This is a genomic window from Rothia mucilaginosa (assembly GCF_001061665.1).
Lineage (GTDB): Bacteria > Actinomycetota > Actinomycetes > Actinomycetales > Micrococcaceae > Rothia > Rothia mucilaginosa_A.
In genome coordinates this window covers 131,689-154,447 of the sequence record NZ_JVSP01000014.1, presented here as the reverse complement: position 1 = coordinate 154,447, position 22,759 = coordinate 131,689, and the positions used below count along the sequence as shown (strand labels likewise).

The 22,759-nt window shown below is 61.8% G+C and carries 21 protein-coding genes and 1 pseudogene; 10 read left to right on the top strand and 12 right to left on the bottom strand.

The genetic code is table 11. The features are described 5' to 3' along the window. Window positions 1-4: 4 nt before the first annotated feature. Window positions 5-2,143 carry an AMP-binding protein gene (locus ADJ95_RS07010; RefSeq protein ID WP_049333928.1) on the top strand — a complete coding sequence of 713 codons (2,139 nt, stop codon included), beginning with the start codon at window positions 5-7 and terminating at the stop codon, window positions 2,141-2,143. 169 nt (window positions 2,144-2,312) lie between these two features. Here the strand turns inward: ADJ95_RS07010 and ADJ95_RS07005 are convergent, their stop codons facing one another. Continuing rightward, a complete protein-coding gene (locus ADJ95_RS07005; protein ID WP_049333927.1) occupies window positions 2,313-3,401 on the bottom strand; it encodes a C4-dicarboxylate ABC transporter substrate-binding protein in 1,089 nt (362 codons plus the stop codon). Window positions 3,402-3,694: 293 nt separating this feature from the next. Here ADJ95_RS07005 and ADJ95_RS07000 point away from each other — a divergent pair, with 293 nt between their 5' ends. From ADJ95_RS07000 to ADJ95_RS06990, 3 genes are all read left to right on the top strand, one after another. Continuing rightward, window positions 3,695-4,567, top strand: a complete 873-nt coding sequence (locus tag ADJ95_RS07000) for a hypothetical protein (RefSeq protein ID WP_049333926.1) — start codon at window positions 3,695-3,697, stop codon at window positions 4,565-4,567. A 403-nt stretch (window positions 4,568-4,970) separates the two neighbouring features. After that, window positions 4,971-5,663: an SDR family oxidoreductase gene (locus tag ADJ95_RS06995; RefSeq protein WP_044151027.1), complete on the top strand. Its 693-nt coding sequence runs from the start codon at window positions 4,971-4,973 to the stop codon at window positions 5,661-5,663. 449 nt (window positions 5,664-6,112) lie between these two features. Next, on the top strand, window positions 6,113-6,721 hold the full coding sequence (locus ADJ95_RS06990; protein WP_044150839.1) for a DUF1269 domain-containing protein: 609 nt from the start codon (window positions 6,113-6,115) through the stop codon (window positions 6,719-6,721). A gap of 176 nt (window positions 6,722-6,897) precedes the next feature. Here the strand turns inward: ADJ95_RS06990 and ADJ95_RS06985 are convergent. Together ADJ95_RS06985 and ADJ95_RS06980 are read right to left on the bottom strand one after the other, a co-directional pair. Beyond that, window positions 6,898-7,035: pseudogene (locus tag ADJ95_RS06985) on the bottom strand (C4-dicarboxylate ABC transporter substrate-binding protein); the annotation flags it as partial. A gap of 155 nt (window positions 7,036-7,190) precedes the next feature. Further along, the gene (locus ADJ95_RS06980; RefSeq protein WP_049333925.1) at window positions 7,191-8,762 is read right to left on the bottom strand and encodes a DHA2 family efflux MFS transporter permease subunit; all 1,572 of its coding nucleotides are present in this window, start codon (window positions 8,760-8,762) and stop codon (window positions 7,191-7,193) included. Between the two features lie 225 nt (window positions 8,763-8,987). Between ADJ95_RS06980 and ADJ95_RS06975 the strand changes: the two genes are divergently transcribed. Both ADJ95_RS06975 and ADJ95_RS06970 read left to right on the top strand, forming a co-directional pair. Next, window positions 8,988-9,677: an NAD(P)H-binding protein gene (locus ADJ95_RS06975; protein ID WP_049333924.1), complete on the top strand. Its 690-nt coding sequence runs from the start codon at window positions 8,988-8,990 to the stop codon at window positions 9,675-9,677. A gap of 68 nt (window positions 9,678-9,745) precedes the next feature. After that, a complete protein-coding gene (locus ADJ95_RS06970; protein WP_399539751.1) occupies window positions 9,746-10,087 on the top strand; it encodes an acylphosphatase in 342 nt (113 codons plus the stop codon). Window positions 10,088-10,123: 36 nt separating this feature from the next. Here the strand turns inward: ADJ95_RS06970 and ADJ95_RS06965 are convergent, their stop codons facing one another. Further along, entirely contained in the window at window positions 10,124-10,756 is a 633-nt protein-coding gene (locus ADJ95_RS06965) for a GNAT family N-acetyltransferase (protein WP_049333923.1), read from the bottom strand. Between the two features lie 226 nt (window positions 10,757-10,982). Between ADJ95_RS06965 and ADJ95_RS06960 the strand changes: the two genes are divergently transcribed. From ADJ95_RS06960 to ADJ95_RS09140, 3 genes are all read left to right on the top strand, one after another. After that, window positions 10,983-11,564, top strand: coding sequence for a peroxiredoxin (locus ADJ95_RS06960; protein WP_049333922.1), 582 nt, complete (start codon window positions 10,983-10,985; stop codon window positions 11,562-11,564). 3 nt (window positions 11,565-11,567) lie between these two features. Continuing rightward, on the top strand, window positions 11,568-12,098 hold the full coding sequence (locus ADJ95_RS06955) for a carboxymuconolactone decarboxylase family protein (RefSeq protein ID WP_049333921.1): 531 nt from the start codon (window positions 11,568-11,570) through the stop codon (window positions 12,096-12,098). A gap of 286 nt (window positions 12,099-12,384) precedes the next feature. Next, window positions 12,385-12,825: a GNAT family N-acetyltransferase gene (locus ADJ95_RS09140; RefSeq protein WP_080974965.1), complete on the top strand. Its 441-nt coding sequence runs from the start codon at window positions 12,385-12,387 to the stop codon at window positions 12,823-12,825. A gap of 127 nt (window positions 12,826-12,952) precedes the next feature. Here the strand turns inward: ADJ95_RS09140 and ADJ95_RS06950 are convergent, their stop codons facing one another. Together ADJ95_RS06950 and ADJ95_RS06945 are read right to left on the bottom strand one after the other, a co-directional pair. Next, window positions 12,953-13,588 (bottom strand): hypothetical protein, encoded by a 636-nt coding sequence (locus tag ADJ95_RS06950; RefSeq protein WP_049333919.1) that lies wholly within the window; start codon window positions 13,586-13,588, stop codon window positions 12,953-12,955. Between the two features lie 97 nt (window positions 13,589-13,685). After that, window positions 13,686-14,981 carry a multidrug effflux MFS transporter gene (locus ADJ95_RS06945; protein ID WP_239662814.1) on the bottom strand — a complete coding sequence of 432 codons (1,296 nt, stop codon included), beginning with the start codon at window positions 14,979-14,981 and terminating at the stop codon, window positions 13,686-13,688. Window positions 14,982-15,408: 427 nt separating this feature from the next. Between ADJ95_RS06945 and ADJ95_RS06940 the strand changes: the two genes are divergently transcribed. After that, window positions 15,409-16,218, top strand: coding sequence for a trimeric intracellular cation channel family protein (locus ADJ95_RS06940; protein WP_049333917.1), 810 nt, complete (start codon window positions 15,409-15,411; stop codon window positions 16,216-16,218). A 93-nt stretch (window positions 16,219-16,311) separates the two neighbouring features. Here ADJ95_RS06940 and ADJ95_RS06935 read toward each other — a convergent pair whose 3' ends face one another. The 6 genes from ADJ95_RS06935 to ADJ95_RS06910 all read right to left on the bottom strand — a co-directional run bounded on the left by ADJ95_RS06935 (window position 16,312) and on the right by ADJ95_RS06910 (window position 22,373). Beyond that, window positions 16,312-17,061 (bottom strand): amino acid ABC transporter ATP-binding protein, encoded by a 750-nt coding sequence (locus ADJ95_RS06935; RefSeq protein ID WP_049333915.1) that lies wholly within the window; start codon window positions 17,059-17,061, stop codon window positions 16,312-16,314. After that, the gene (locus ADJ95_RS06930; RefSeq protein ID WP_049333913.1) at window positions 17,054-17,728 is read right to left on the bottom strand and encodes an amino acid ABC transporter permease; all 675 of its coding nucleotides are present in this window, start codon (window positions 17,726-17,728) and stop codon (window positions 17,054-17,056) included. Before ADJ95_RS06930 ends, ADJ95_RS06935 begins: the two co-directional genes overlap by 8 nt. A 29-nt stretch (window positions 17,729-17,757) precedes the next feature. Continuing rightward, a complete protein-coding gene (locus ADJ95_RS06925) occupies window positions 17,758-18,576 on the bottom strand; it encodes a transporter substrate-binding domain-containing protein (protein ID WP_049333911.1) in 819 nt (272 codons plus the stop codon). 268 nt (window positions 18,577-18,844) lie between these two features. Beyond that, window positions 18,845-19,690 (bottom strand): transporter substrate-binding domain-containing protein, encoded by an 846-nt coding sequence (locus ADJ95_RS06920; protein ID WP_049333909.1) that lies wholly within the window; start codon window positions 19,688-19,690, stop codon window positions 18,845-18,847. A gap of 72 nt (window positions 19,691-19,762) precedes the next feature. Continuing rightward, the gene (locus ADJ95_RS06915) at window positions 19,763-20,923 is read right to left on the bottom strand and encodes a trans-sulfuration enzyme family protein (RefSeq protein ID WP_049333906.1); all 1,161 of its coding nucleotides are present in this window, start codon (window positions 20,921-20,923) and stop codon (window positions 19,763-19,765) included. Window positions 20,924-21,221: 298 nt separating this feature from the next. Beyond that, the gene (locus tag ADJ95_RS06910) at window positions 21,222-22,373 is read right to left on the bottom strand and encodes a trans-sulfuration enzyme family protein (RefSeq protein ID WP_049333904.1); all 1,152 of its coding nucleotides are present in this window, start codon (window positions 22,371-22,373) and stop codon (window positions 21,222-21,224) included. Between the last annotated feature and the right edge of the window lie 386 nt (window positions 22,374-22,759).

The following is a 22,759-nucleotide window of genomic DNA, read 5'->3' as shown; positions in this document are numbered from 1 at the left end:
AGATATGGGACTGCCCACCCCCTTTTCGTTCACCGACCCGCTGAACCCCACCCCGAACCCCGCGCTCGAATCTGACGAGGCACGCGTCGCGTTCTGGGAGAAGCAGGCGCAGCGACTCACCTGGGCTGAGCCCTGGCACACCGCGCACCGCTTCGAGAAGCCGAAGTCCCTCGGCTTCGACGAGGAGGGCATCGAGCAGTTCACTGTTCCCGAGATTAAGTGGTTCGAGGGCGGCAAGCTCAACGTCGCCTACAACTGCGTGGACCGCCACGTGGAGGCGGGTCGCGGCGACAAGGTCGCCCTCTACTTCGAGGGTGAGCCCGGCGACCGCGAGGCCATCACCTACGCCGAGCTGCAGCGCCGCATCGCGAAGGCCGCCAACGGTCTGCTGTCCCTGGGCGTGCGCAAGGGTGACCGCGTGGTCATCTACCTGCCCGTCATTCCCGAAACCATTATTTTTACCCTGGCCTGCGCGCGTATTGGCGCGATCCACTCCCTCGTGTTCGGCGGTTTCTCCGCCGAGGCACTGAAATTCCGTGTTGAGGACACCGGTGCGAAGGTGCTCGTCACCACCGACGGCCAGAACCGCCGCGGCAAGGTTGTTCCCGTGAAGGTGAACGCCGACGAGGCCTGCTCGGGCGAGAACAACATCGAGCACGTCATCGTGGTGGACCGCACCAGCGCCTCCGACCCCGTAGCGCACGCTGAGGTTCCCTGGACCGAGGGCCGCGACGTCTGGTACCACGACCTGGTGGACGACCAGCCCGACACCCACGCCTACGAGCTGCACGACGCAGAGGATCCGCTGTTCATCATCTACACCTCCGGCACAACCGGCAAGCCCAAGGGCCTGGTGCACACGATGGGCGGCTACCTGGTGCAGACCGCGTACACCCACGCTTTGCTCTACGATCTGCTGCCGGATTACGTGGATGAGAACGGCGTGCTGCGCCCCGACGAGCTGTCGGCCGTCAACGACCCCGAGAAGGTGGAGTCCACCGTTCACTGGTGCACCGCCGACCTCGCTTGGGTGACCGCGCACACCTACGAAATCTACGGCCCGCTGGTTAACGGCGTATCCGAGGTGATTTACGAGGGTACCCCGAACACCCCGCACTACGGTCGCCACTTCGAGGTCATCGAACGTTACGGCGTGACCAACTACTACACCGCCCCCACCCTGATTCGTTCCCTCATGGGCGCGTTCCCCGACGGCCCCGAGCCCGGCAAGTACGACTTCTCGACCGTGCGCCTGCTCGGTTCGGTGGGTGAGTCCATCAACCCGGAGGCGTGGCGCTGGCTGCGCAAGCACGTGGGTGGCGGCACCGCATCCTTCATCGACACCTGGTGGCAGTCCGAGACCGGTTCGACCGTGTGCTCCCCGCGCCCGCACGACCCGGCTTTCGCCTCCGCCGGCACCTACCCGGTGGGCACCCCGCACTGCACTCCCCTGCCCGGTTGCGCTACCCGCGCCGTTCCGGGCGTGTCCACCCGCGTGGTGGATGAGCACGGCAACCCGGTGGAGCCGGGCAAGCAGGGCTTTATTGTGGTCGATAAGATTGGCCCCTCCATGGCCCGCACCGTGTGGAAGAACCCGCAGCGATTCCTGGACTCCTACTGGCGCCACTACGGCGAGCGCGGCTGGTTCCTGGCCGGTGACGGCGCGAAGGAAGACGAGGAAGGCAACGTGTACATCCTCGGCCGTATCGACGACGTGATTAACATTTCGGGTCACCGCCTGTCCACGATTGAGATTGAGTCGGCTCTGGTCACCCACCCGGCTGTGGTGGAGGCCGGCGTCTGCCCTGTGGAGGACGACCTGACCGGTCACCAGGCGGTCGCTTACGTGACGCTCACCGACGAGGGCAAGGCCCTGACCGAGGACGAGCTGAAGGCGGCGCTCACGGCGCACGTGCGTGAGCACATCGGTCCGATTGCCAAGCCCAAGGATGTTGTGGCAGTTGCCGATATCCCGAAGACCCGTTCGGGTAAGATTACCCGCCGTCTGCTCGGCGAGCTGTACCAGGGCCGCTCCCTGGGTGATGTTTCCTCGCTGCAGAATGAGGAGGCGCTGGGCCACATCGCGCAGGTGCTGGTGGAGACCGGCCGCGTGCAGCGAGAAGAGGAGCGCGAGGCGGCGTAGCCTCCCCCCCCCCTGCCGGCACGGCCCCTACAAGACTCCGGCACAGCCCCGGTGCGGCCCCTGCATAGGAGTCGCGATACATAACAAGGGTGCGGATACCGAACGATGATTCGGTATCCGCACCCTGTTGTTTAACGGTACTGACGAGGCCTTTCGCCCCGGCGACCGCCTAGTTAATCAGGCCCAGGGAACGAGCGTACTCGGCGGTAATACCGCTCGGCTCAATCTGCTTGGGGCCCTTCTCGAGCTCGGGGTGCTCGGTCGCCTGGAAGCGGATCATCTTCAGGTCGTTCGCCGCGCCCAGGTTCGAGATCATGCCGTCACCGTTCAGGTCCACCGAGACCGGCTCGGCATCAATCTTTCCGTTACCGTTGAAGTCGATGGGACCGTCAGCGGGCTTGCCCTTGTACAGGAAGCCGGCCGCGCGGGGACCGAAGCCGCGCGCCTCGTAGAGCTTCGCCTCGTTCAGCATGCGGTACTCGGCGGTGGAGTAGCCAAAGTAGCGGCTACCGTCGGCCATGGGCACGCCGGTGAGGGTGTACTGGTAGTTCATGACGCTCAGGTAGTTGGGCTTGTAGTTGATTTCATCCCAGCCGCCGTGGCTCAGCGCCAGGTTGTGGCCGAGCTCGTGTACGAACACCGCCACGCGGATATCGCTGGTTGCCTTACCCCAGAAGTGCGGGCCCACGGTCACCATGAGGTTACGGCCACCGAAAATAGCGATGCCGGAGGAGGTGCTGTTGTCGTAGTAGTCGCCCCAGATGACGTAGTGGAAGGTGCCTTCGCGGGCGGGGTTGAACTTACCTTCGGAGGCCTTAATCCTGTTGAGGGCGTTGAACTCGCTGTCGAGCTCCTGGTGGGTGATTTCGTTGCCGCCGCCGAGGTTGTACTTGGCGCTGCGGGCGCTACCGGCGTCCAGGTGAATGTTCACGCCGGTGGTGCCGTCGGGGTTGCGCATGGGCAGGTCGGCGTAAATCTTGGTGATGCGGTCCAGCTCCTCTTCGCTGGGGAGCAGGCCGGGCATGTAGTCCATCTCGACGAAGATGTCCTTGTGGTTGGGATCGGCGCCCAGTGCGGGGAAGTCGACGTCGATCTTGCCGTCGCCATCGGCGTCGTAACCCTTCATCTCCCAGGTGTTGGGGATGCCGTCACCGTCGATGTCGGGGTTGTAGGCGTTGGCTGCCGGGGCGGCGACCGCGCCCAGGCAGAGGACCGCCAGGGAGGCAAACGCGATACGTGCGCGCTTCAGAGAGGCCATGAATCTGTCCTTTGATGTGATGGTGTGAGGATGCGATACCCGTGACGGGCACGCGGGATGGACGGCAGTGTTCGTTCTTCGGTGTTCGCACCCGTGCGGGTAGCGAGTCGTTTGCAGGCCGGCGGGGCGCCTCGTGAGCTACCGCCGCATCACTTCGTGAGCTTTAGCCGAAGATTGCAGAAAACCTGCTTTAAAGTTGAGACAATTTTGAAGTTGAGCTGAATTACACTACAGTATCAGTAATTCGTATCACGTGCATCACCGTATTCACCCGTGGAAGAAAGAATAATTACATGTCTCAACAGCAGACCAGTCACAGCACCCCCGCTTCCGGCAAGCGCGGCGTAAACCGCCGCTCCCTCGTCAAGGGTGCTCTCTGGAGCGCGCCGGTCGTCGCAACCGCCGCAACCGTACCCGCCTACGCGGCCTCCACCGACGTGCCGGAGACCCCGACCCTGCAGTTCGGTGTCTTCACCCAGGCCTTCAACTCCAACCCCTCCAACGATTTCGACACCCGCTACGGTCTGGACTCCTACACCGTGCAGGTGCCCAACGTGACCGCAACCTCCACGAGCCCGAAGAGCGCAGGCGGCGGCACCTTCACCCCCGGCGGTAGCGTCGGTGCGGGCCTGTACGGCGGTGCCGGCCTGTGGATTTCCGCCCCCATCAATTCCAAGGGCGAGTTCCAGGGCAGCACCTACCTGTACGGCTCGGCGCACCTGCAGGTGACCTTCGAGTTCACTTTCCCCACCGCCGAAGACGTCACCGCGCCGCTGCTGTGGGACACCGACAACGACGCCGAGGTGGCCGCGCTGGCCAAGAGCGAGGGCGGCGCCAAGACCAATAACCCGGCAGTGAGCGCCTTCAACGGCGTGGCCTACGCGGCGAAGTTCTACGAGCCGGTCATCGAGGGCAACACCTGGACCGGCGTGCTGGATATCCGCACCTCGGACTTCCTGACCGCGACCGCCAACGGCCCCGTGCGCTACGCACAGGTGCTGGCCTCGCAGGTTCCGGTGTACTTCACCGAGGTGACCTCCAGCTACACCCTGACCACGACCGTTCAGCTCACCAGCGGCACCGTTGCGATGCAGCTGACCGATGACGGCGAGTACACCTACCGGGATCTGGCGGGTGCAAGCGCCTCCGCAACCATTACCCGATAGCGCGGCCGCCACAGTAGGCAGAAAGGGGCCCGGCATCCATATTGGATGCCGGGCCCCTCGCCGTGTTTAAGGCTTGGACTATCGGGCACCGCCGGTAGCTGCTAGAGGCTAGTCCTTCGCGGGAACCAGACCCTCAGCTGGTAGCAATAGTTCATGACGCTCAGGTAGTTCGGCTTGTCGTTCACGTCATCGGTGCCGCCGGGCAATAAAAACCTAGCACTTCATCATAACGCCGTCTTGAGCCCCGCACGAGAATTCTCATCATGCGGTGCTGTTTGAGCGCATCAGCACAGGGAATGCGGGTATCTGTCGTTCTCGGGAAGCATAAGAAAAACCATAGACGTTGCGGCACAGCAAGCCTATTCTGGATATACAAGTATTTTTCAACATACAGGAGGATACGATGGCTAACGTTACGATCATTGGCGGGCACGGCAAGGTTGCTCTTCTGGCCGAGCCGCTGCTGGTGGAGCGCGGGCATGCGGTCAATGCGCTTATTCGCAGGCCGGAGCAGTCAGAGGATATTGTCACGCGCGGGGCGAACCCTGTGGTCGCTGACATTACCGCGTTGAGCACCGAGGAGATGGCGAAGCTCTTCAAGGATTTACATACAGAAGTGCTGGTGTGGTCCGCGGGTGCGGGCGGTGTAGGTGGCCCCGAACGCACCTATGCGATTGACCGTGACGCTGCGATCCGGTCGATGGATGCGGCGCGGCTGGCCGGTATTAAACGGTACGTGATGGTATCGTACCTGGGCGCGGGTTCCGGGCACGGCATCGACCCTGATGACAGTTTTTACGCCTACGCCGAGTCGAAGACGATCGCCGATGAGCACCTGCGCGGCTCGGGGCTGGATTACACGATTCTGGGGCCGGGGACGCTCACCCTTGAGGAGGCAGGCGGCATTACTCTGGGGATTGAGCCCGCCCACACGCCCGGCGCCGAATCTAATACTCCGCGGGCCACCGTTGCCCAGGTGCTGGCGGCGGTTCTTGAGGACCCGTCCACGGTTGGGAAGGCGCTCCCGTTTATTGGCGGGCCCACCCCGATAGCTCAGGCTCTCGCATCGGCGCCTAACAGCAATAAGCTGCGCTAGGGTTTGCCGGATGCACCCGCCCCGGCTGAGTGCGGACGCGTCCCGAGCCTCTTCACGGGTTTGGGGCGTGTTTTTCTCTCACGCAAGGTTGGTGCCGCATCGCTCAGTATCCTAAAGTACCATGTATTTTTAGAGCAACTGCAAGAGGTTCCCGTGGGATTCTTCGATCTCTTCGCCGACAAAACCCCGGACGAGCCCGCCGAGGCGTAGCTTACCAGGACATTTCTGGTCTGACTGCTTCGGCGACCATTACCCGCTAAGGGGCATGATCCGCTAAGACAGCGAATTTAAAACACCAGGGGCCCGGCATCCATTATGGATACCGGGCCCCTCTGCTTTAGGACTCAGCCTACCGGCTGCCACCGAGGTAAATTGTCGCAAAAAGTAGTTCCCAAAAAAGAGAACTGTATTACAATGTATATATAGTCTTTAGGAACGAGGTACCAACTATGGAAAACCTAGTAATTTCAGTCTTTAACACCGAAAGCGAAGCTTATCAGTCCTTTGCAGATTTGAAGGCTTTCCGCCAAACTCAGACGACCAAGGTTGCTCAAATCGCCCTGGTCAAAAATGAAAACGGTCATATCGTTGAAAAAGAACGCTATGATTTTGAAGATTCAACGACGGATGCAACCCTAAAAGGTGGCTTGCTCGGTGCAGTTATCGGGCTTTTGGGTGGTCCTATCGGCGTCTTGTTTGGTTATGGTATTGGTAGCCTCAATGGTTTGGTTGCTGGTGCTACCGTTGATACGGCAGAAGCTGGCCTGATTGACGTTGTTTCTCAAAAATTGACTAACGGTGAAACAGCCGTTGTTGCCTTGGTGCAAGAAGACAACGAAGCAGTCATCGATGCTTACTTCACCAAGTACGACACCCAAATCGTGCGTTGGGATGTAGCAACCGTCGTAGCCGAAATCGAAGCAGCTCTGCAAGTCCAAGAAGACCTCTACAACCAGGCGCGTGCACAGATGAAGGCTGAACGTAAAGCCGAACGCAAGGCTAAGCTTGAAGAATTCAAGGCGAATGTCAAAGCAAAGTTTGACAAATTGAAAGCGTAAGCACCCAAGCATCTCATAAAAAATAGGCTATCTACTTCTGGTAGATAGCCTATTTTTTTTAAAAACTAGATTTTAGAAAGAGGAAGTGAGGATTTTGGCTCAAGATCTTGAACAAATCAAGGAAGACAATGGCAAAAATACCAAACTCAAGGTGGGGATTTTAGCCATCTCTCTTTCTCCAGGTGGATGTTGATGCCGGTGGTGCCGTTGGGGTTGCGCAGGGGAAGCTGGGCGAAGGATTCGGTGATACGGTCCAGCTCATCCTCGCTAGCGAGCAGGCCGGGCATGTAATCCATCTCCACGAAGATGTCCTTCTACAGCGGGTTATTGCGCTCTCACGAGGTTTCAACACCTCAGGGCAACAATAACCCGCTTCATCATACACAGAGTGCATATAGATTTTCTCCGGTATAGCACCATATCTCAGGTTATGCACCGCTTATGCCGTAAAAGCGCTCTGATAAGCCTTCTACTTGGTGGTCTCCACCCCAGCGTTCTGCGCGGCAGCCTTCGCCTCGGAGGTCTTCTTGGAGGCGTAGAACAGGCACACGACCGCGCCCACCGCCGCGGCAACCAGGGGCAGCATCATGGAATCAGCCATTGCCACCGCGTAGGGTTCACGTAGAATCTGCGGAAGCACGCCTCCAGCAGCGCTGCCGTGAGAGCTACCGCCCGCTGCGGCAGCCGGGCCCAAGGCGGACAGGTGCGAAGTAATCGCAGAAGCCATGATGGTCGTAATCGCAGCCGAACCCAGCACCGACGCCATCTGGCGGGTCTCGTTGTACACGCCCGAACCGGCACCGGCACGCTGCGGCGGCAGGTTACGGGTCGCCGACACCGACAGCGGACCCCAAATGCAGGAGTTCGCCGCGCCCAGAATAATCATCGGGCCAACCATCAGCCACAGGTTGCCGTCCGCAACCATCGTCGGGCGGAGCAGAGCAAAACCAACAACCATCAGCGTAAAACCAATTACCGCAATCCACTTCGGGTCGTTACGGTTCAGACGCGCACCCACCACCGGCGCCAACGCGCCCGAGAACAACGCCATCGGGGCGGTCATCAGCGCAGCCTGGGTCGGGTCCAGGCCCTCCACTTGCTGCAGGTACAGGGTCAGCGGGAACGCCATACTGATAGCGACCACGCCCATAGCCGAGATAGCCACATTCGACACGGAGAAGTTACGGTCACTGAACAGGCTCAGAGGAACCAGCGGCTCACGCGGGTTAATGGCCTGCCACCCGATGAACAGGCCCAGCACCAGAATGCCGGCAATAATCAGGCCCCACACGCTCACCGGAACACCGGTACCCATAAACGAGTCAGTGATGGTGCCCCAGTCGTAGGTGGCGCCTTCCTGAATACCGAAAACCAGCAGAAACAGACCGACCGCCGAAAGCACCACACCCAACCAGTCGAAGCTGTGCTTCTTCTGCTCGAACACCGGCACGTTACGCCACGCCAAGAACAGGCCGACCAGGCCGACCGGAATGTTGATGAAGAAAATCCAGCCCCAGCTGAGGGTGTCTACCAGCACGCCGCCCAGAATCGGGCCGACCAGCGAGGCGATACCCGCAGTCGCACCCCAAATGCTCATGGCAACACCACGCGCATTCGGCGGGAACATCAGCGTAATCAGAGACATGGTCTGCGGGGTCATCAGCGACGCGCCCAAACCCTGCACCACACGGGCGGTAATCAGCGACTCAACGTTCGGCGCCAGACCACACCACAGGGAGGCAAGCGTAAAGATGCCCATACCGATTATGTACAGGTTCTTCTGCCCGAAGCGGTCACCCATACGGCCGGTAATGAGCAGCGGCACCGCATACGCCAGCAGGTAGGCGCTCGTCACCCACATACCCGCCGACAGGGATGCATCCAAATCCTGCAGCATGTGCGGCAGGGCGATGGTGACAATATTGCCGTCCACCAGAATCATGAAGAAGCCAACAACCAGGGACCAGAGAGCAGGCCAGGGCTTGTACGGTGCCTTCGCCGGGTTACCGACGAGAGGCGCTTTCTTGGGGCGGGAACTCATGATCCTCCAGTGGATGAGCGTTGCGGGTACAGTCTGCGTGTTCAGCGTTGCCGCTAATAAATATCACCCCATCTTACTCCCCTTGTGGGCACGGCTCCGGTTGCTCTACCCTAATCAGCGCTCAGCAGCCGCTGACCGGCGAGCGCGCGGCACCTCGCCGGGCGCGGGCCGAACCCTCTAGACTGGAAATGAACACACATCGCCCTTCAGCCTGAGGAGTACACCATGGCACGAGTAACAATTATTGGCGGTCACGGCAAGATCGCGCTGCTGGCCGAACCCATGCTGGTTGATGCCGGCCATCAGGTGACCGGCATCATCCGTGCCGAATCGCAGAGTGCCGACCTTATGGCACGCGGCGCAACTCCCGAGGTCGTTGATATCACCTCGTTGAGTGTCGAGCAGATGACTGAGCTTTTCGCCCGCCTGGGGACCGAGGTGCTCATCTGGTCTGCTGGCGCGGGCGGCGTGGGCGGTCCCGAACGCACCTATGCCATCGACCGCGACGCCGCCATCCGCTCCATGGATGCGGCGCAGGCAGCCGGCGTAAAACGCTACATTATGGTCTCGTACCTGGGTGCCGGAGCCGACCACGGAGTCCCTTCCGACCACGGTTTCTACGCCTACGCCGAGGCGAAGGCCGCCGCTGACGAGTACCTACGCTCCTCCGGCTTGGACTTCACGATTCTGGGCCCTGGCACTCTCACCCTGGAGGATGAGGGCGGCATCGAGGTGACCACCGCACCGGCGCACAACGGAGACTCTTCGGACACCTCACGTGCTACCGTGGCCCGCGTGCTCACCGCGACCGTGGCCGATGACTCGACCATTGGCAAGGCCATTCCCTTCCGCAATGGTTCCACCCCCGTGGCTGAGGCGCTCGCCGCCGCACCGGCGGGAACCTCGCTACGCTAGCAAAAACCCGCATCCTGCCCGGGCCACACTCCTTACCCGCCAAGTCAGGAGAATGAGCTCACCACACGATGAACACCCCCAAGGAGGCACTCGTGGGTTTCTTTGATTTCTTCACCGACCGCACCCCGGCAGAACCCGCCGAAATCCGCCTCGTCGCTTTCGTCAGCGGCAAAGTGCAGGGCGTGGGCTTCCGCTGGTGGTGCGCCGGAACCGCCAAGCCCATGGGGCTGACCGGCTACGCCGAAAACCTCGACGACGGGCGCGTGAAAGTCGTTGCGGAAGGTACCGCCGTCTCCTGCGCTCGCCTGGTAGATATTCTGCGCGGCGGCGACACCGCGGGCCGCGTGGATGAGGTGCTCGTCGAGTGGGAGGAGCCGTCCGGCTCGTTCCGCGGCTTCGGCATCAGGTAGCGCGGACTAAAGTAGCGCGGTTTAGCTAGCCCAGAGCTAGTCAGACCAGAGCGCCGCGAACTGGGCGCGGGTCATATCGGCGCGGCGCACCCGATACTGCACCGGGTGGCCGTTCTCGTCGGGGCGGCCGGAGCTCGGGTCAATATCGTCGTAGATGCCGGTGAAACCCGCCTTAACCGCCACCCGTTCCGAGGGCTCGTTACCCGCCAGGGCGGTCCAGCGCACACTCTCAAGACCCAAGCCAAGCGGGTCGAAAGCGTAGCCGAGGACGGCACGCAGCGCCTCGGTCATGTAGCCCTTGCCGCGCACTTTCGGGGCGGCATAATAGCCCAGTTCGGCGCGGGTTCCGGGGCTTTCGGGGGTGCCCTCGGGCAGGCGCAGTTCAATGGTCCCGGCAAACACGCCGGAGGCGTCAATCGCCCAGCGTTGAATCTGCCCGGCGGCAATCTGGCGGGCGGTGGTGAGCAGGTAGTCTTCGGCGTCGGCGCGCGTGTAGTTCAACGGGAGGCGGGTGTAGCGGAGGGTTTCTTCGTCGCGGCAGGATTCCACGATGTCGGGGATGTCCGCCTCGCACAGGTGGCGGAGGGTGAGGCGTTCGGTAATGAGTTCGGGCTGGTTGGGCTCTACGTGTTCGCTGTGCTCAGAAAAGTCGCTGTGTTCGGGGGTCATGGTTCGAGCTTAAACCCTCGGGTTTGTGCGTCGGAAAAGCTTTTGTGAACATCCCAGAATATTCAGTGACGCAAATCACGACTTAATACTCGCATTTTCACCCGTCATCACTTGATTATTATGAATTATTCATAATAAAATAGTCATCGAGCCCGCTCATTGGGCACCACTTAGAACAAGCGCCGCGCAACGAATCAGCGCGGCACGAAATAGAAAGAAGAACACCATGGCAGTTCTGACCATCGGCGACCAGTTCCCCGCATACGAGCTCACCGGCGTTGTCCCCGGTAAGCTGGCTGACATCGAAGCAACCAAGCCCGAAGACTACTTCACCACCGTCTCCTCCGAGGGTCTGGACGAAGGCACCTGGCGCGTCGTCTTCTTCTGGCCGAAGGACTTCACCTTCGTTTGCCCCACCGAGATTGCAGCATTCGGCAAGCTCGCTGACGAGTTCGAGGCGCGCGACACCCAGGTAGTCGGTGTTTCCGTTGACAACGAGTACACCCACTACGCATGGCGCCGCTCCCACGAAGAGCTCCTGGACCTGCCCATCGTCATGGCATCCGACCTCAAGCGTGAGCTGGTCAGCGCCCTCGGCGTCCTGAACAAGGACGGCGTTGCAGACCGCGCAACCTTCATCATCGACCCCCACAACACCATCCAGTCGGTCTCCATTACCGCTGACTCCGTCGGCCGTAACACCGACGAGGTGCTCCGCCAGCTGGACGCACTGCAGTCCGACGAGCTGTGCGCATGCAACTGGCAGAAGGGTGCAGCGACCATCGACGCATTCAAGGAGATGAAGTAATCCATGAGCATCGATAACCTGCGTTCGGCTCTGCCTTCCTACGCGAAGGACATGAACCTCAACCTGTCCTCCCTGCCCCGCATCACCTCCCTGACCGAGCAGCAGCTCTGGGGCGCAATCCTCGCAACCGCAGCAGCAACCAAGGTTGACTCTGTTGTTGTTGAGATTGCTGCAGAGGCTAAGGAGCACCTGAGCGACACCGCTTACGAGGCTGCTCTGGGCGCTGCAACCATCATGGGCATGAACAACATCTTCTACCGCACCCGTGGCTTCCTGCACGGTGCATACGATGACCAGCGTGCAAACCTGCGCATGCAGATCATCGGCAAGAACGGTGGCATTGAGAAGCTGGACTTCGAGATGTTCGCACTGGCAGTATCCGCAGTCAACGGCTGCTCCCACTGCGTTGAGGCTCACGAGCACACCCTGCGCGAAGAGGGCGCAACCAAGGAGCAGGTCAATGACCTGATCCGTATTGCTGCAACCCTCGGTGGCGTGGCACAGGGCATTCAGCTGGCTGAGGCACTGGGCTAAAACCCGCCACCTCAGCGGCCTGGTTCGGCACATCGAACCCCGGCACACCGAGGCGAGGTCCGCGCAGGCGCGCACCGGGTAGAGCACACACAGGGCCCGGTAGCCTCTTCGCACCGCCTCGGTGACGCATCCATAGCGATGCAGGAGAGATGAGAAGCGGCGCATCCACCCCTTTACGGGTCGGATGCGCCGCTTCCTTTATGCACAGATTATGCCCTGCAGTAGCTAAAAACGCGTTGGACGGCGGTTTCCTAGCTCCCCCGATTTGGCGCTATACAATGCCTGTATGCGGTACTGTATTTTGGACTCCACCAGCCCCCTTCCCAGCGTGGAAGAACTTACTGAGCTTTACGATTCTGTGGGCTGGAGTGCCTATACCAAAACACCCGAACGCCTCATCCCGATGTTGGAAGGGTCGCGGTATCTCTACACAGCACGAGAGGTGACACCGCAAGGAACGGGACGGCTTATTGGGCTAGTACGCGCCGTCGGGGATGGATACTCTATCGCCTACATTCAGGACCTTTTGGTACATCCGCACGCCCAGCGTCAGGGCGTTGGTTCTGCGCTTCTAAAGCGTGTCATTGAGGACTTTGACCGAGCAGACATTCGACAGCGACTCATTACCACCGACGTCGCTAGTGAACACGCCGTTGCGCTCTACAAACGCTACGGTTACGCCCCCGTAGAGGCGGCAGGATGCATCACCCTTGCATGCTATCGATGAGGCAATATCTCATACGGCTCGACTCGTTCAAGCTGGCTGAGGCACTGGGCTAAACCACTAAACGTTAGAGCATACACAGAAGCGGCGCATCCACCCGTCACGGGTCGGATGCGCCGCTTTGTTTTAACTACTTTTGGCTGTCCGCAGCGCCAGTGCGCAGGGCGGCATCCCAGCCGCTCGCCAGGCGCGTCGCCGCGGCAACCAGAGACGCCAGGTCCTCGGCGTACACCGGGGTCGAGCGCACGCCCGCGCACCAGTCAATCGTGCCCAGACCCAGCCAGGGTTTGCCGGGGAAGAACTCGCGCCGCAGCGCCACACGGCGTTTCCCCAAAGCCCGACGACCGGGCACATAACCGCCGCGGCTGATGAACAGCGCCTCGCGGCCCTCGGACTCGACCAGAGCCTCCAGGGCCCTCAACGCGGGAACCCAGCTCGGTTCCCCCACTCTCGCCAGGTCGGCCAGTTCGGGGTACTCGCTCTCGTGCTCCGCCACGCTCACGCCCAGGATGTACTGGTAACGCACCTGCCCCAGCTCCTGCGGCAGGCCGCGGTCGGCGGTCTGAATCGTGCCGCACAGGTGCCGCGCGACCGGCTCACCCTCGACGTTCACGCCGGCCAGGGGCAGATCGGGACCGTCCAGATAGAGCCCCACCGCGCCGGTCCCCGTGATGTTGGGACGCACCGACCAGCCGGGAAGCGCCTCCTCCAGACGGGGTACAATCCCCTGCAGGACCCCGAAAACTTCGCCGCGAGATACCGCCACGGCGGCTCCTTTCACCTTACGCAGATAACGATTTGCGATGTGGCCCGGTCTATCAAACGACCGGGCCACATGCCTCTAGTATTCGTCTAGCTCCAGCTTAGCGAGCGTTCCGGCTACGCGAGGGCAACCACACCATGAGCGCCGACAGCGCCGTACCGGCAAACATCATGATTGCCATGGACTCCACCGCGTTCAGGGGGCTCAACGCCAACAGCAGCGAAGAAATGATGCCGCTACCGTACTGGAAGGAACCCAGCAGCGCCGCGGCGGTACCGGCAACAGCGGGCTCCACCGAGTTCAAAGCTGCCGCGTTCGTGCAGGCCGCCACCACACCGTTCATGCCGAACACGAAGAACACCGTGACCACCACACCCCACAGGCCACCCACACCGGTCACGCCAGTGGTAGCAAGCGCCACACCCGCCACAGTGGCAACCAGGGTGGCGACCTTGAGGATGCCGCGCAGGCTGTAGTTCTTCACCCACCGCTTGTTGAAAGCGGTCAGGCTCATCACGCCAATCATGTTCATTCCGAACAGCAGACCGTAGTAGCGCGGATCCACGCCGAAGTGGGTGATGTACACGGTCGAAGAGTTCGTGATAAACGCGTAAATGGAAATGTAGTAGAAGCACACGCACAGCACGTAACGCATGAACGGGCCGTTCTTAAAGAGCACCGGGTAGTTCACAAACGCCGAAAGAATCGAGCCGCTATCGCGCTTAGCCGGGGGCAGGGACTCGGGCAGGAACAGAATCAGCCCGAAAATAATGAGCGCTACGGCAGCAATAGCCCAGAAAGTCCAGCGCCAGCCGCCAGCCACCACCAGGAAACCGCCCATGAGCGGCCCGAGAATCGGGGCGAGCGCCATAATCAGCATGAGCGTGGAGAGCACCTGCGCGGCGCGAGTTCCCTCGTAGAGGTCACGCACGATGGCGCGCGCCAGCATGGGTCCGGTGCATGCGCCAACGGCCTGCAGAATACGGGCGATGATGAGCTCCGGCATGGTGTCAGCAACAGCACACCATGCGGCGCCGAGGGCAAAAACAATCATGCCCGCAGAGAGTGGAATCTTACGGCCAACGCGGTCGCTCACCGGGCCCAGAATCAGCTGAGCCAGCGCGAAACCCAGCAGGAAGCTGGTAATCATGAGTTCTTCGCCGGAACCGAGTTCCGCGGTGATTTCGGGAACGCCCGGCAGGAAAATATCCGTCGCGAGGGCCGTGCAGGCCATGAGAGCACTGAGCGTGATGTACAGCAGAAGGGTGCGCTTCGCCCCGTAGCTATCGGGGTGGGCCGTGTGGGGCTCTGCTGCGCCCCGAGAGGTTGAGTGAGAAGTGGACGAGGCGGTGGATGCGTCAGTAGCCGTCTCAGAATTCGTTAGAGATGAGGCCATATGTCCTTAATTCTTGAGGCGCGGGGCATGCTCGCGCCTCAGCGATACTGTATGAGATTATGTCTGCGTGGTACCGCCCGTGGCCCTCGCGGCGAGGTGATTCCTCCGCAAGAGGGCATAGAAAAACCCGTGGGCGGATAAAACGGGCGGTTAACCAGTGTACGCCCGCGCGGGGCCCCACGGAAATGAAACATCCGCCCGCCGAACCGCTCGAGGCTCGGGGCTTGGGGTCCGTTCCCCGATTTGACTCGCTCTCAACTAGGAGCGTTGCCGAACCCGGGGCTACAATAAATCGGTGCCAATTCAGGTACGCGCACAGGCAAACAGAGCCGGATGCGGTGATAACGTCGTCACCCGACCCCCCCGTTGCGCGCACTTCCCCTACCGACACCCACAGCACACGCATCACATACGCAGGAGAACGCCCATGCATGAGTTCTTTGACCCCGACCAGGTATTCCGCATCGTCGACATTGCCGCCGTTGTCGCCAACGGCCTGCTCGGCGGTGCCGTGGCGCGCGCCTTCCGGTTCGACATTGTGGGCTTCCTGCTGCTCGCCGTTGCCTGCGGTATGGGCGGCGGCCTGATTCGTGACGTGCTGCTGAACTCGGGCCTGCCCGTGGCGCTCACCGACGGCGGCTACTGGATTGGCGCAATCGGCTCGTCCATCCTGGCGTACAGCATTGATCTGAGCGCCCGCTGGGCAACCCGCACCCTGCTCGTCGTGGACTTCGTGGGCATGGGGTGTTGGGCTGCGACCGGCACCATCAAGTCCCTGAACCTGGGCCTGCACTGGCTGCCGTCCATTACCCTGGGCATCACCACCGCCGTGGGTGGCGGCCTGATTCGCGACATCATGGTCAACCGTATTCCCGCGATTTTTGGCGGTAACTCCCTGTACGCGACCGTCGCCCTAGTCGGCGCCGCGGAGACGGCCCTCGTGACGGGCCTTTTCCACCGCCCAAACCTGGCGATGGCGCTGTCCATCCTCCTGTGCCTGATACTGGGCGTGCTCTCCCACGCGCGGAACTGGCAGCTGCCCACCACCCCGGGCGGCCTGCATGTGCACCGCCCGCGCCTGTTCACCTTCTTCAACCGCAAAGAAAGCGCGGTGCATAACGAGGGCTGGTCGCCGGGTGAGCCGCTCACCGATCAGCTGCAGGTGGTCAGCCCCGAGCAACTGGATGAGTACCGCCGCGCTAAGGCGCGAACCAGGCCCCGCAGGGACGAAAAATAGCGGAAGGGTGGGTCGGTATCCCCGTAGGGAACCGGCCCACCCTTCCGTTTTGGGCTCCGCCGCCATGCGCTGAGGCAGGGCTAGTGCGGCAGGCTAGATGGTGTACTCGGTGCTGTCGTACACGGTCAGGAACTTGCGGATGCGCTCGTCGTCCGAGGCAAAGAAGCCGGTCGGCTCGCCGTTGTAGCGCAGCGTACCGTTCTCCAGGAACACGATGCGGTCCGCGACCTTCTTCGCGAACGCCATATTGTGCGTCACGATGACCAGGGAGCGGCCTTCCTTCGCCAGCTGCATGAGCACGCGAATCACCTCGGCCTCAAGCTCGGGGTCCAGGGCGCTCGTCGGCTCGTCGAAGAGCAGGTATGCCGGTTCCAGCGCCAGGGCGCGGGCAATCGCCACGCGCTGCTGCTGACCGCCCGAGAGCGACTCCGGGTAGGAGCCGGTCTTATCGGCTAGGCCCACCTTGGCGAGCAGCTCGCGGGCACGCTCCTGCGCCTGCTTGGCGTCCAGGGTGCCGTTGAGGGTCGGGGCGAGCGCCACGTTCTTCAGCGCCGTGTAGTTCGGGAACAGGTTGAACTGCTGGAACACCATGGCCGAGCGGGAGCGGATATCACGCACCTGCGCGTCGGTGAGCTTCTGGCTGTAGTCCACCTGCGCGTCGTCAATGGTGAGCGTGCCGGACTGCGGGGTTTCCAGCAGGTTCAGGCAGCGCAGCAGGGTCGACTTGCCGCTACCGGAGGGGCCCAGAATGACGGTGGTTTCGCCGCTGGGGATGTCCAGGTTGATGTTCTTGAGAACCTGCGTCTCACCGAAGCTCTTCGAGAGGGATTCCACGCTAAGCATTGCGGCTCCTTACGTAACGGTTGCTGTACTTCTCCAGAGCCGACTGCGCGGCGGTCAGCACGGTAAAAATCACCAGGTAGACGAGGGCGACCTCAGAGTACATTGCCAGCGGCTCGAAGGTACGCGAAGCAATCTGCTTGCCGGTCTGGAACAGATCGACCATCGAGATGACCGACACCAGCGAGGTGCCCTTGATCAGGTCGATGAAGTTGTTGCCCAGGTTCGGCAGTGCGATGCGCACCGCCTGCGGAATCACGACGTAGCGCAGGGTCTGCATGCGGGTGAAGTTCAGGGTCGCTGCCGCCTCAAACTGGCCGCCGGGGATAGCCGCCACGGCGGAACGGAAGGTCTCAGCCACGTACGCGCCGGTGTGCAGGCTCATCGTGATGATGGCGGCGCTCCACACGTCCAGGGCGATACCGACTTTCGGCAGGCCGTAGAAGACGATGAACAGCTGCACCAGCAGCGGGGTGCCGCGGAAGACCCAGATGTACAGCCACGCCAGCCAGTTCACCGGGGCAAAGCGGCTCGTGCGCGCGCCGGCGGACACGATGCCCACCAGCAGCGCCAGCGCGAAGGAGATGAGCGATAGCGGAATGGTCACTGCCACCGTTGCGGTCAGCAGTTGCGGCAGCGATTCTGCCCAGAGGTTGAGGTAGCGTTCCATGCGCGGAACTCAGCTCCTTATAGAAAGTATTAGTTCTTCGGGGAGAGGTCTTCGCCCACGTACTTCTCGTAAATCGCCTTGATGTCGCCGTTCTCCAGGTGCTTCTTCAGCGACTCGTCGATGGCGTTGCGCAGGGCGTCCTGGCCCTTAGCCATCAGGATGGAGGAGTTGCTGCCGGTGCCCAGGTCACCGGAGAGCAGGCGCAGGTTGGCGTCCGGGTGCTCCTTGAAGTACTCAGCGAAGGACACGGAGTCGTTCGCGGTCATCTCGGCGCGCCCCGAGAGGACCTGCTCGATGGCCTCATCGAAACCGGAAACAACCACGATCGAGGCGCCCTTAGCCTCCACCATCTTGCGGAAGTTCGAAGTCTCGGACTGCGCCGAGGAGTGGCCGGAAATCTCGCTCACGTTCTGCAGGGAAGAGTCCTTCTTCACGGCGACCTTCGGCTCGGAGTACAGGTAAGGTACGGAGAAGTCGTACTTCTGCTTACGCTCGTCGGTTGCGGAGACGTTGTTGATGACGATGTCGTAGCGGTCGGCGTCCACACCTGCAATCAGCGAATCCCAGGGGGTTTCGATGAACTCGGCGGTCACGCCCAGGTCCTTGGCGATCAGGTCGACGATTTCCTTCTCGAAACCGACCAGGGTACCGTTCGAGTCGTGGAAGGAGAAGGGGCGGTAAGTACCCTCCAGGCCCACACGAATCTTGCCGGCAGACTTAATAGCCTCCAGCTTGTTGGTGCTGGATGCGGTGCTGCCGCCGTTGGAGCCGCAGGCGGCGAGCAGGGCTGCCAGGCCGGTGAAGGCGGTGCCTGCGAGGACGGTGCGGCGGTTAATCATTGCGGACATGGTTCTTCCTTTGCGTCGTAGTTGATGCTCTTGTAGTTGCGGGCTGTCACCCTGTGTTTACTCGGGGCATCATGCGGGGTGCCCCTTCTTAGCGGGTGCAACGCTGGCTATCCTACAGCTATTCCCAACCCGAGAGAATTCAACGTAATATTCCGTCATATTCTCTCATCAATACGGGAAAAGCGGCTGAGACATCAACCACGAGCGGTGTCGGAAGTCCTGGAAGGCTGGGCTTTTTCGAGCCTCCGAGAAGGCTGCTCCAAGAAGCTTAGGAGGCGGGGCTCAGGTCCTCGCTCACGTGCTTCTCGAAGATTGCCTTGAAATCGCCGTTGCTCAGGTGCTTCTTGATGGAGGCGTCAATCGCATCCTTCAGCGCGGTCTGGTTCTTGGGCAGCAGAACGGCGACGTTGGTGCCGGGGCCGACCTCACCCTCCAGCAGGCGCAGGTTGGCGTCCGGGTGCTCCTTGAAGTACTCGGCGAAGGACACGGAGTCGTTGGCGGTCAGCTCGGCACGGCCGGTGAGCACCTGCTCGATAGCCTCGTCAAAGCCGGTGACTTCGATGATGGTGGCGCCGCGTTCCTCTACGAGCTTGCGGTAGTTGCTGGTGGCGCTCTGGGCGGCGGTGTGGCCGGAGATTTCGGAGGCGTTCTTCAGGCTCGAGTCCTTCTTCACGCCCACGCGGGCACGGGAGTGCGCGTAGGGCACGGAGAAGTCGTACTTCTTCTTGCGCTCCTCGGTGGGTGCCACGTTATTGAGCACGATGTCGTAGCGGCCCGCGTCCACGCCGGCGATAAGTGAGTCCCAGGGAGTTTCGATGTACTCGGCGGTCACGCCCAGGTCCTTGGCGAGGGTTTCGGCGATGTCGTACTCGAAGCCGGCGAGCTTACCGGAGGCGTCGTGGTAGGTGTAGGGGCGGTAGGTACCCTCCACACCGATGCGGATTTTGCCCGCGGACTTGATGGACTCCAGCAGGTTGGAGGAGCTCTGTGCGGAGCCCGAGCTGGATCCGTTACCGCCGGAGCAGGCGGCGAGCAGGCCGGTGGTTCCGGCGAGGGCCGCGCCCAGTAGCAGGGAGCGTCGGTTCAGCACGGCGGAGGTGTTGAGAACGGTCATTCTTGGTTCCTTAATCTACGTTGATGTGTGGTGTGAAAGTTGAAATCCGCGGTATGGACCGGCGGCACGAACCTAGCCGGCGAAGGCGGCCTTCAAGCCAATCTCCAGGGCCGCGATGAGGTCCTGAACATCCTCAATGCCGATGGCCAGGCGCATGAGGCGGTCATCCACGCCGAACTCGTCGCGGTGCTCCTGGGCGTAGGCGCCGTGCGTGGTGTGCGCGGGCAGGCTCACGAGCGATTCGATGCCACCCAGGCTCACGGCGTTCACGAAGATGGGCAGGGCACGGGCGAAGGCCTGCGCATCGCCGCCGTCCTTGAGCAGCAGCGAAAAGACGGAGCCGATGCCGCGGGCCTGGCGGGACTGCACCTCCGTCTGTTCCTCGGAGGAGTTGCCGGCGTAGAAAATCTTCTCGACCTCGGGGCGCTCGGAGAGGAACTCGATGAGCTCGCGGGCGTTCTGCTGCTGGCGTTCCAGGCGCAGGGCCAGGGTCTTCACGTCCTGCAGCAGGCGGTAGGAGTCAATCGGGGGCAGCAGCGCGCCGCTGACGAGCTGACCGCGGTGCAGCAGAACGGCCAGGTCGGGGTCGTTCGTCGCCGCAACACCGGCGAGCAGGTCTGCGTGGCCGGCCAGGAACTTGGTGGCAGATTGCACGGTGATGTCCGCGCCGAGTTCCAGGGGACGCTGCAGGTAGGGCGTCATGAAGGTATTGTCCACGATCAGCAGGGCGCCGTGGCGGTGCACCAGCTCCGCAATAGCGGCAATGTCGGTGACCTGCAGGGTGGGGTTCGTGGGAGTCTCGAGGAAGACGACCTTCACGTCCGGGGTGAAGTCCTCATCGCTCAGGGTCGTGAAGTCGCTGATGAAGCGGGTCTTCACGGCGCGCTTAGTCAGCTCGGTGGTCGCGAAGCGGTAGGTGCCGCCGTAGGTCGGCATGCCCAGCAGCAGGGTGTCGCCCGCCTCCAGAACGCCAAGAGCCGCCGCGGTTGCCGCCATGCCGGAGGGGTACGCGTAGGCGTGCTCCGCACCCTCGAGGGCGGCGAGGGTCGCCTGCAGGTCATCGCGGGTGGGGTTCGCGCCGCGCTGGTACATGTAGGTGGTGTCCTCGCCGGCGGTACCGAAGGTGCTCGCCAAGTAGACCGGCGGCACGGACGCATCGTAGCGGGCATCGTGCACGGCGTGGATGGTGCGGGTCGTGAAACCGGTCGGTTCGAGCTGGTTCTGCTGGCTCATGGTGGTTCTCTTCCGTTCGGGCTACCCCGAACGCGGGTGTAGCTGCTGGGTGTCGTCGTGTATCCGGGATTTACCCTACCCGCATTTTTTATGCCGTTCTAGCCCCGAGTCACGGGGGTTAATATGTTCACGCAACGTCATATAAAAATGCGTTGAGGGCGCACAAAATACCCGCATTAAAACATTCTTTTACGGTGAAAGAAATATATTAATCCGGGTATTTTGAGTGACATTACACCGCGTATTTGGGGCACCTCGAATCACGCGATACGGTCGTGCAGTGCCTCATGTTCAGGGACTATGCCTGATGCGCCAGGGCTGCGGTCAGGCCGCGCTCCAAATCCTCGATGATGTCCTCAATCTCCTCGATGCCGATGGCCAGGCGAATGAGGTTGTCGCTCACGCCGTACTCGTCGCGGTGCGCCTGAGTGTAGGCGGCCTGCACCATAAGCGCGGGACGAACCACCAGCGACTCGATACCGCCCAGGCTCACCGCGTGGCTGAAAATCTTCAGGGCTTCGAGGAAGGCGGGCAGATCAGCGCCGTCCACCAGCTCCATGGAGATGAGCGCGCCCAGGCCGTTCGCCTGGCGGGCGTGCACCTGCGCCTCGTACTCGCTGTGCGAACCCGCGTAGAGCACGCGCTTCACGGCGGGGTGCGCCTCCAGGTAGTTGATGACCTCGATGGTGTTCTTCTGCTGCTGGGTCAGGCGCAGCTTGAGGGTCTTGACCTCCTGCAGCAGGCGGTAGGAGTCGGTGGGCGAAAGCATTGCGCCGGTAATCATCTGCAGGTGCCAGAGGCGCTCGGCGAGCGCGTCGTCGTTGGTTGCGGCGACGCCTCCGAGCAGGTCGGCATGGCCGCCCAGGTACTTAGTGGCGGACTGCACGCTGATGTCTGCGCCCAGGTCGAGGGGCTTCTGCAGCAGCGGGGTCATGAAGGTGTTGTCGACGACCACGATTGCGCCGTTGCGGTGGGCGATTTCGGCGATGGCGGCGATGTCGCTCACGCGCAGCAGCGGGTTGGAGGGGCTCTCCAGGAACACCATGGTCACGTTGTCGGCGAAGTCCTCGTCGGTGAGGGCCGTGAAGTCGCCGATGAAGCGGGTCTTGACGCCGCGAGCGGGCAGCTCGATGGTCGCGAAGCGGTAGGTGCCGCCGTAGGAGGGCATGCCCAGCAGCAGGGTTTCGCCTTCCTTGAGGATGCCGAGGGCGGCAGCGGTGGCGCCCATTCCGGAGGGGTAGGCGAAGGCGTGCTTGGCGCCTTCGAGGGTTGCGAGCGTGGTTTCGAGGGCCGCGCGGGTGGGGTTGCCGCCGCGCTGGTAATCGTAGGGGCCTTCGGTGCCGTCACAGGGCTGGGCGTAGGTGGTGGTCGTGTAGATCGGAGGCAGGATGGAGCCGTACGGGTTGTCGCGGTCCGTGGTGTGAATTGCCTTCGTCGTGAATCCGGTCATGCTGTCCTCGGCTAAGGTTGGGCATAAAATGCAGGGATAAATACACTGTCAGCTTAGGGCTCTTTTGGGGTGCTGACTAGTTTTTTCTTTTCTGTGACCGAGTGACTTTTTATGACCGAAAAACGGCGTTATATTTCGACATTTTAGACATATATTTCGTCATATTTCGCGCGTGAAAAGACCCGGCAGTCGGTACACGTGTGTGCTGAGTACCGGCCCCCGGGCTTCCATCTAGGATACCGGCTCACGGCGCGAAAGCGTAAGGGTAGGTTTACCTTCAAGCTGAACCGCTCCCCCACAAGGGGCGATACCGCTTGCAGAGGAGCCCCCCCGACACATCGGACACATAAGAGGGGCGCACCCGGGAATCACCCCGGGCACGCCCC

Coding starts and splice junctions, on each gene's coding strand:
- ADJ95_RS06920 (WP_049333909.1), bottom strand. CDS start 19,690: ATGACCGTTCTCAACACCTCCGCCGTGCTGAACCGACGCTCCCTGCTA.
- ADJ95_RS06980 (WP_049333925.1), bottom strand. CDS start 8,762: ATGAGTTCCCGCCCCAAGAAAGCGCCTCTCGTCGGTAACCCGGCGAAG.
- ADJ95_RS06935 (WP_049333915.1), bottom strand. CDS start 17,061: ATGCTTAGCGTGGAATCCCTCTCGAAGAGCTTCGGTGAGACGCAGGTT.
- ADJ95_RS06965 (WP_049333923.1), bottom strand. CDS start 10,756: ATGACCCCCGAACACAGCGACTTTTCTGAGCACAGCGAACACGTAGAG.
- ADJ95_RS07010 (WP_049333928.1), top strand. CDS start 5: ATGGGACTGCCCACCCCCTTTTCGTTCACCGACCCGCTGAACCCCACC.
- ADJ95_RS06990 (WP_044150839.1), top strand. CDS start 6,113: ATGGAAAACCTAGTAATTTCAGTCTTTAACACCGAAAGCGAAGCTTAT.
- ADJ95_RS06940 (WP_049333917.1), top strand. CDS start 15,409: ATGCATGAGTTCTTTGACCCCGACCAGGTATTCCGCATCGTCGACATT.
- ADJ95_RS06925 (WP_049333911.1), bottom strand. CDS start 18,576: ATGTCCGCAATGATTAACCGCCGCACCGTCCTCGCAGGCACCGCCTTC.
- ADJ95_RS06960 (WP_049333922.1), top strand. CDS start 10,983: ATGGCAGTTCTGACCATCGGCGACCAGTTCCCCGCATACGAGCTCACC.
- ADJ95_RS09140 (WP_080974965.1), top strand. CDS start 12,385: ATGCGGTACTGTATTTTGGACTCCACCAGCCCCCTTCCCAGCGTGGAA.
- ADJ95_RS06930 (WP_049333913.1), bottom strand. CDS start 17,728: ATGGAACGCTACCTCAACCTCTGGGCAGAATCGCTGCCGCAACTGCTG.
- ADJ95_RS06955 (WP_049333921.1), top strand. CDS start 11,568: ATGAGCATCGATAACCTGCGTTCGGCTCTGCCTTCCTACGCGAAGGAC.
- ADJ95_RS06945 (WP_239662814.1), bottom strand. CDS start 14,981: ATGGCCTCATCTCTAACGAATTCTGAGACGGCTACTGACGCATCCACC.
- ADJ95_RS06970 (WP_399539751.1), top strand. CDS start 9,746: ATGAACACCCCCAAGGAGGCACTCGTGGGTTTCTTTGATTTCTTCACC.
- ADJ95_RS06995 (WP_044151027.1), top strand. CDS start 4,971: ATGGCTAACGTTACGATCATTGGCGGGCACGGCAAGGTTGCTCTTCTG.
- ADJ95_RS07000 (WP_049333926.1), top strand. CDS start 3,695: ATGTCTCAACAGCAGACCAGTCACAGCACCCCCGCTTCCGGCAAGCGC.
- ADJ95_RS06910 (WP_049333904.1), bottom strand. CDS start 22,373: ATGACCGGATTCACGACGAAGGCAATTCACACCACGGACCGCGACAAC.
- ADJ95_RS06975 (WP_049333924.1), top strand. CDS start 8,988: ATGGCACGAGTAACAATTATTGGCGGTCACGGCAAGATCGCGCTGCTG.
- ADJ95_RS06915 (WP_049333906.1), bottom strand. CDS start 20,923: ATGAGCCAGCAGAACCAGCTCGAACCGACCGGTTTCACGACCCGCACC.
- ADJ95_RS07005 (WP_049333927.1), bottom strand. CDS start 3,401: ATGGCCTCTCTGAAGCGCGCACGTATCGCGTTTGCCTCCCTGGCGGTC.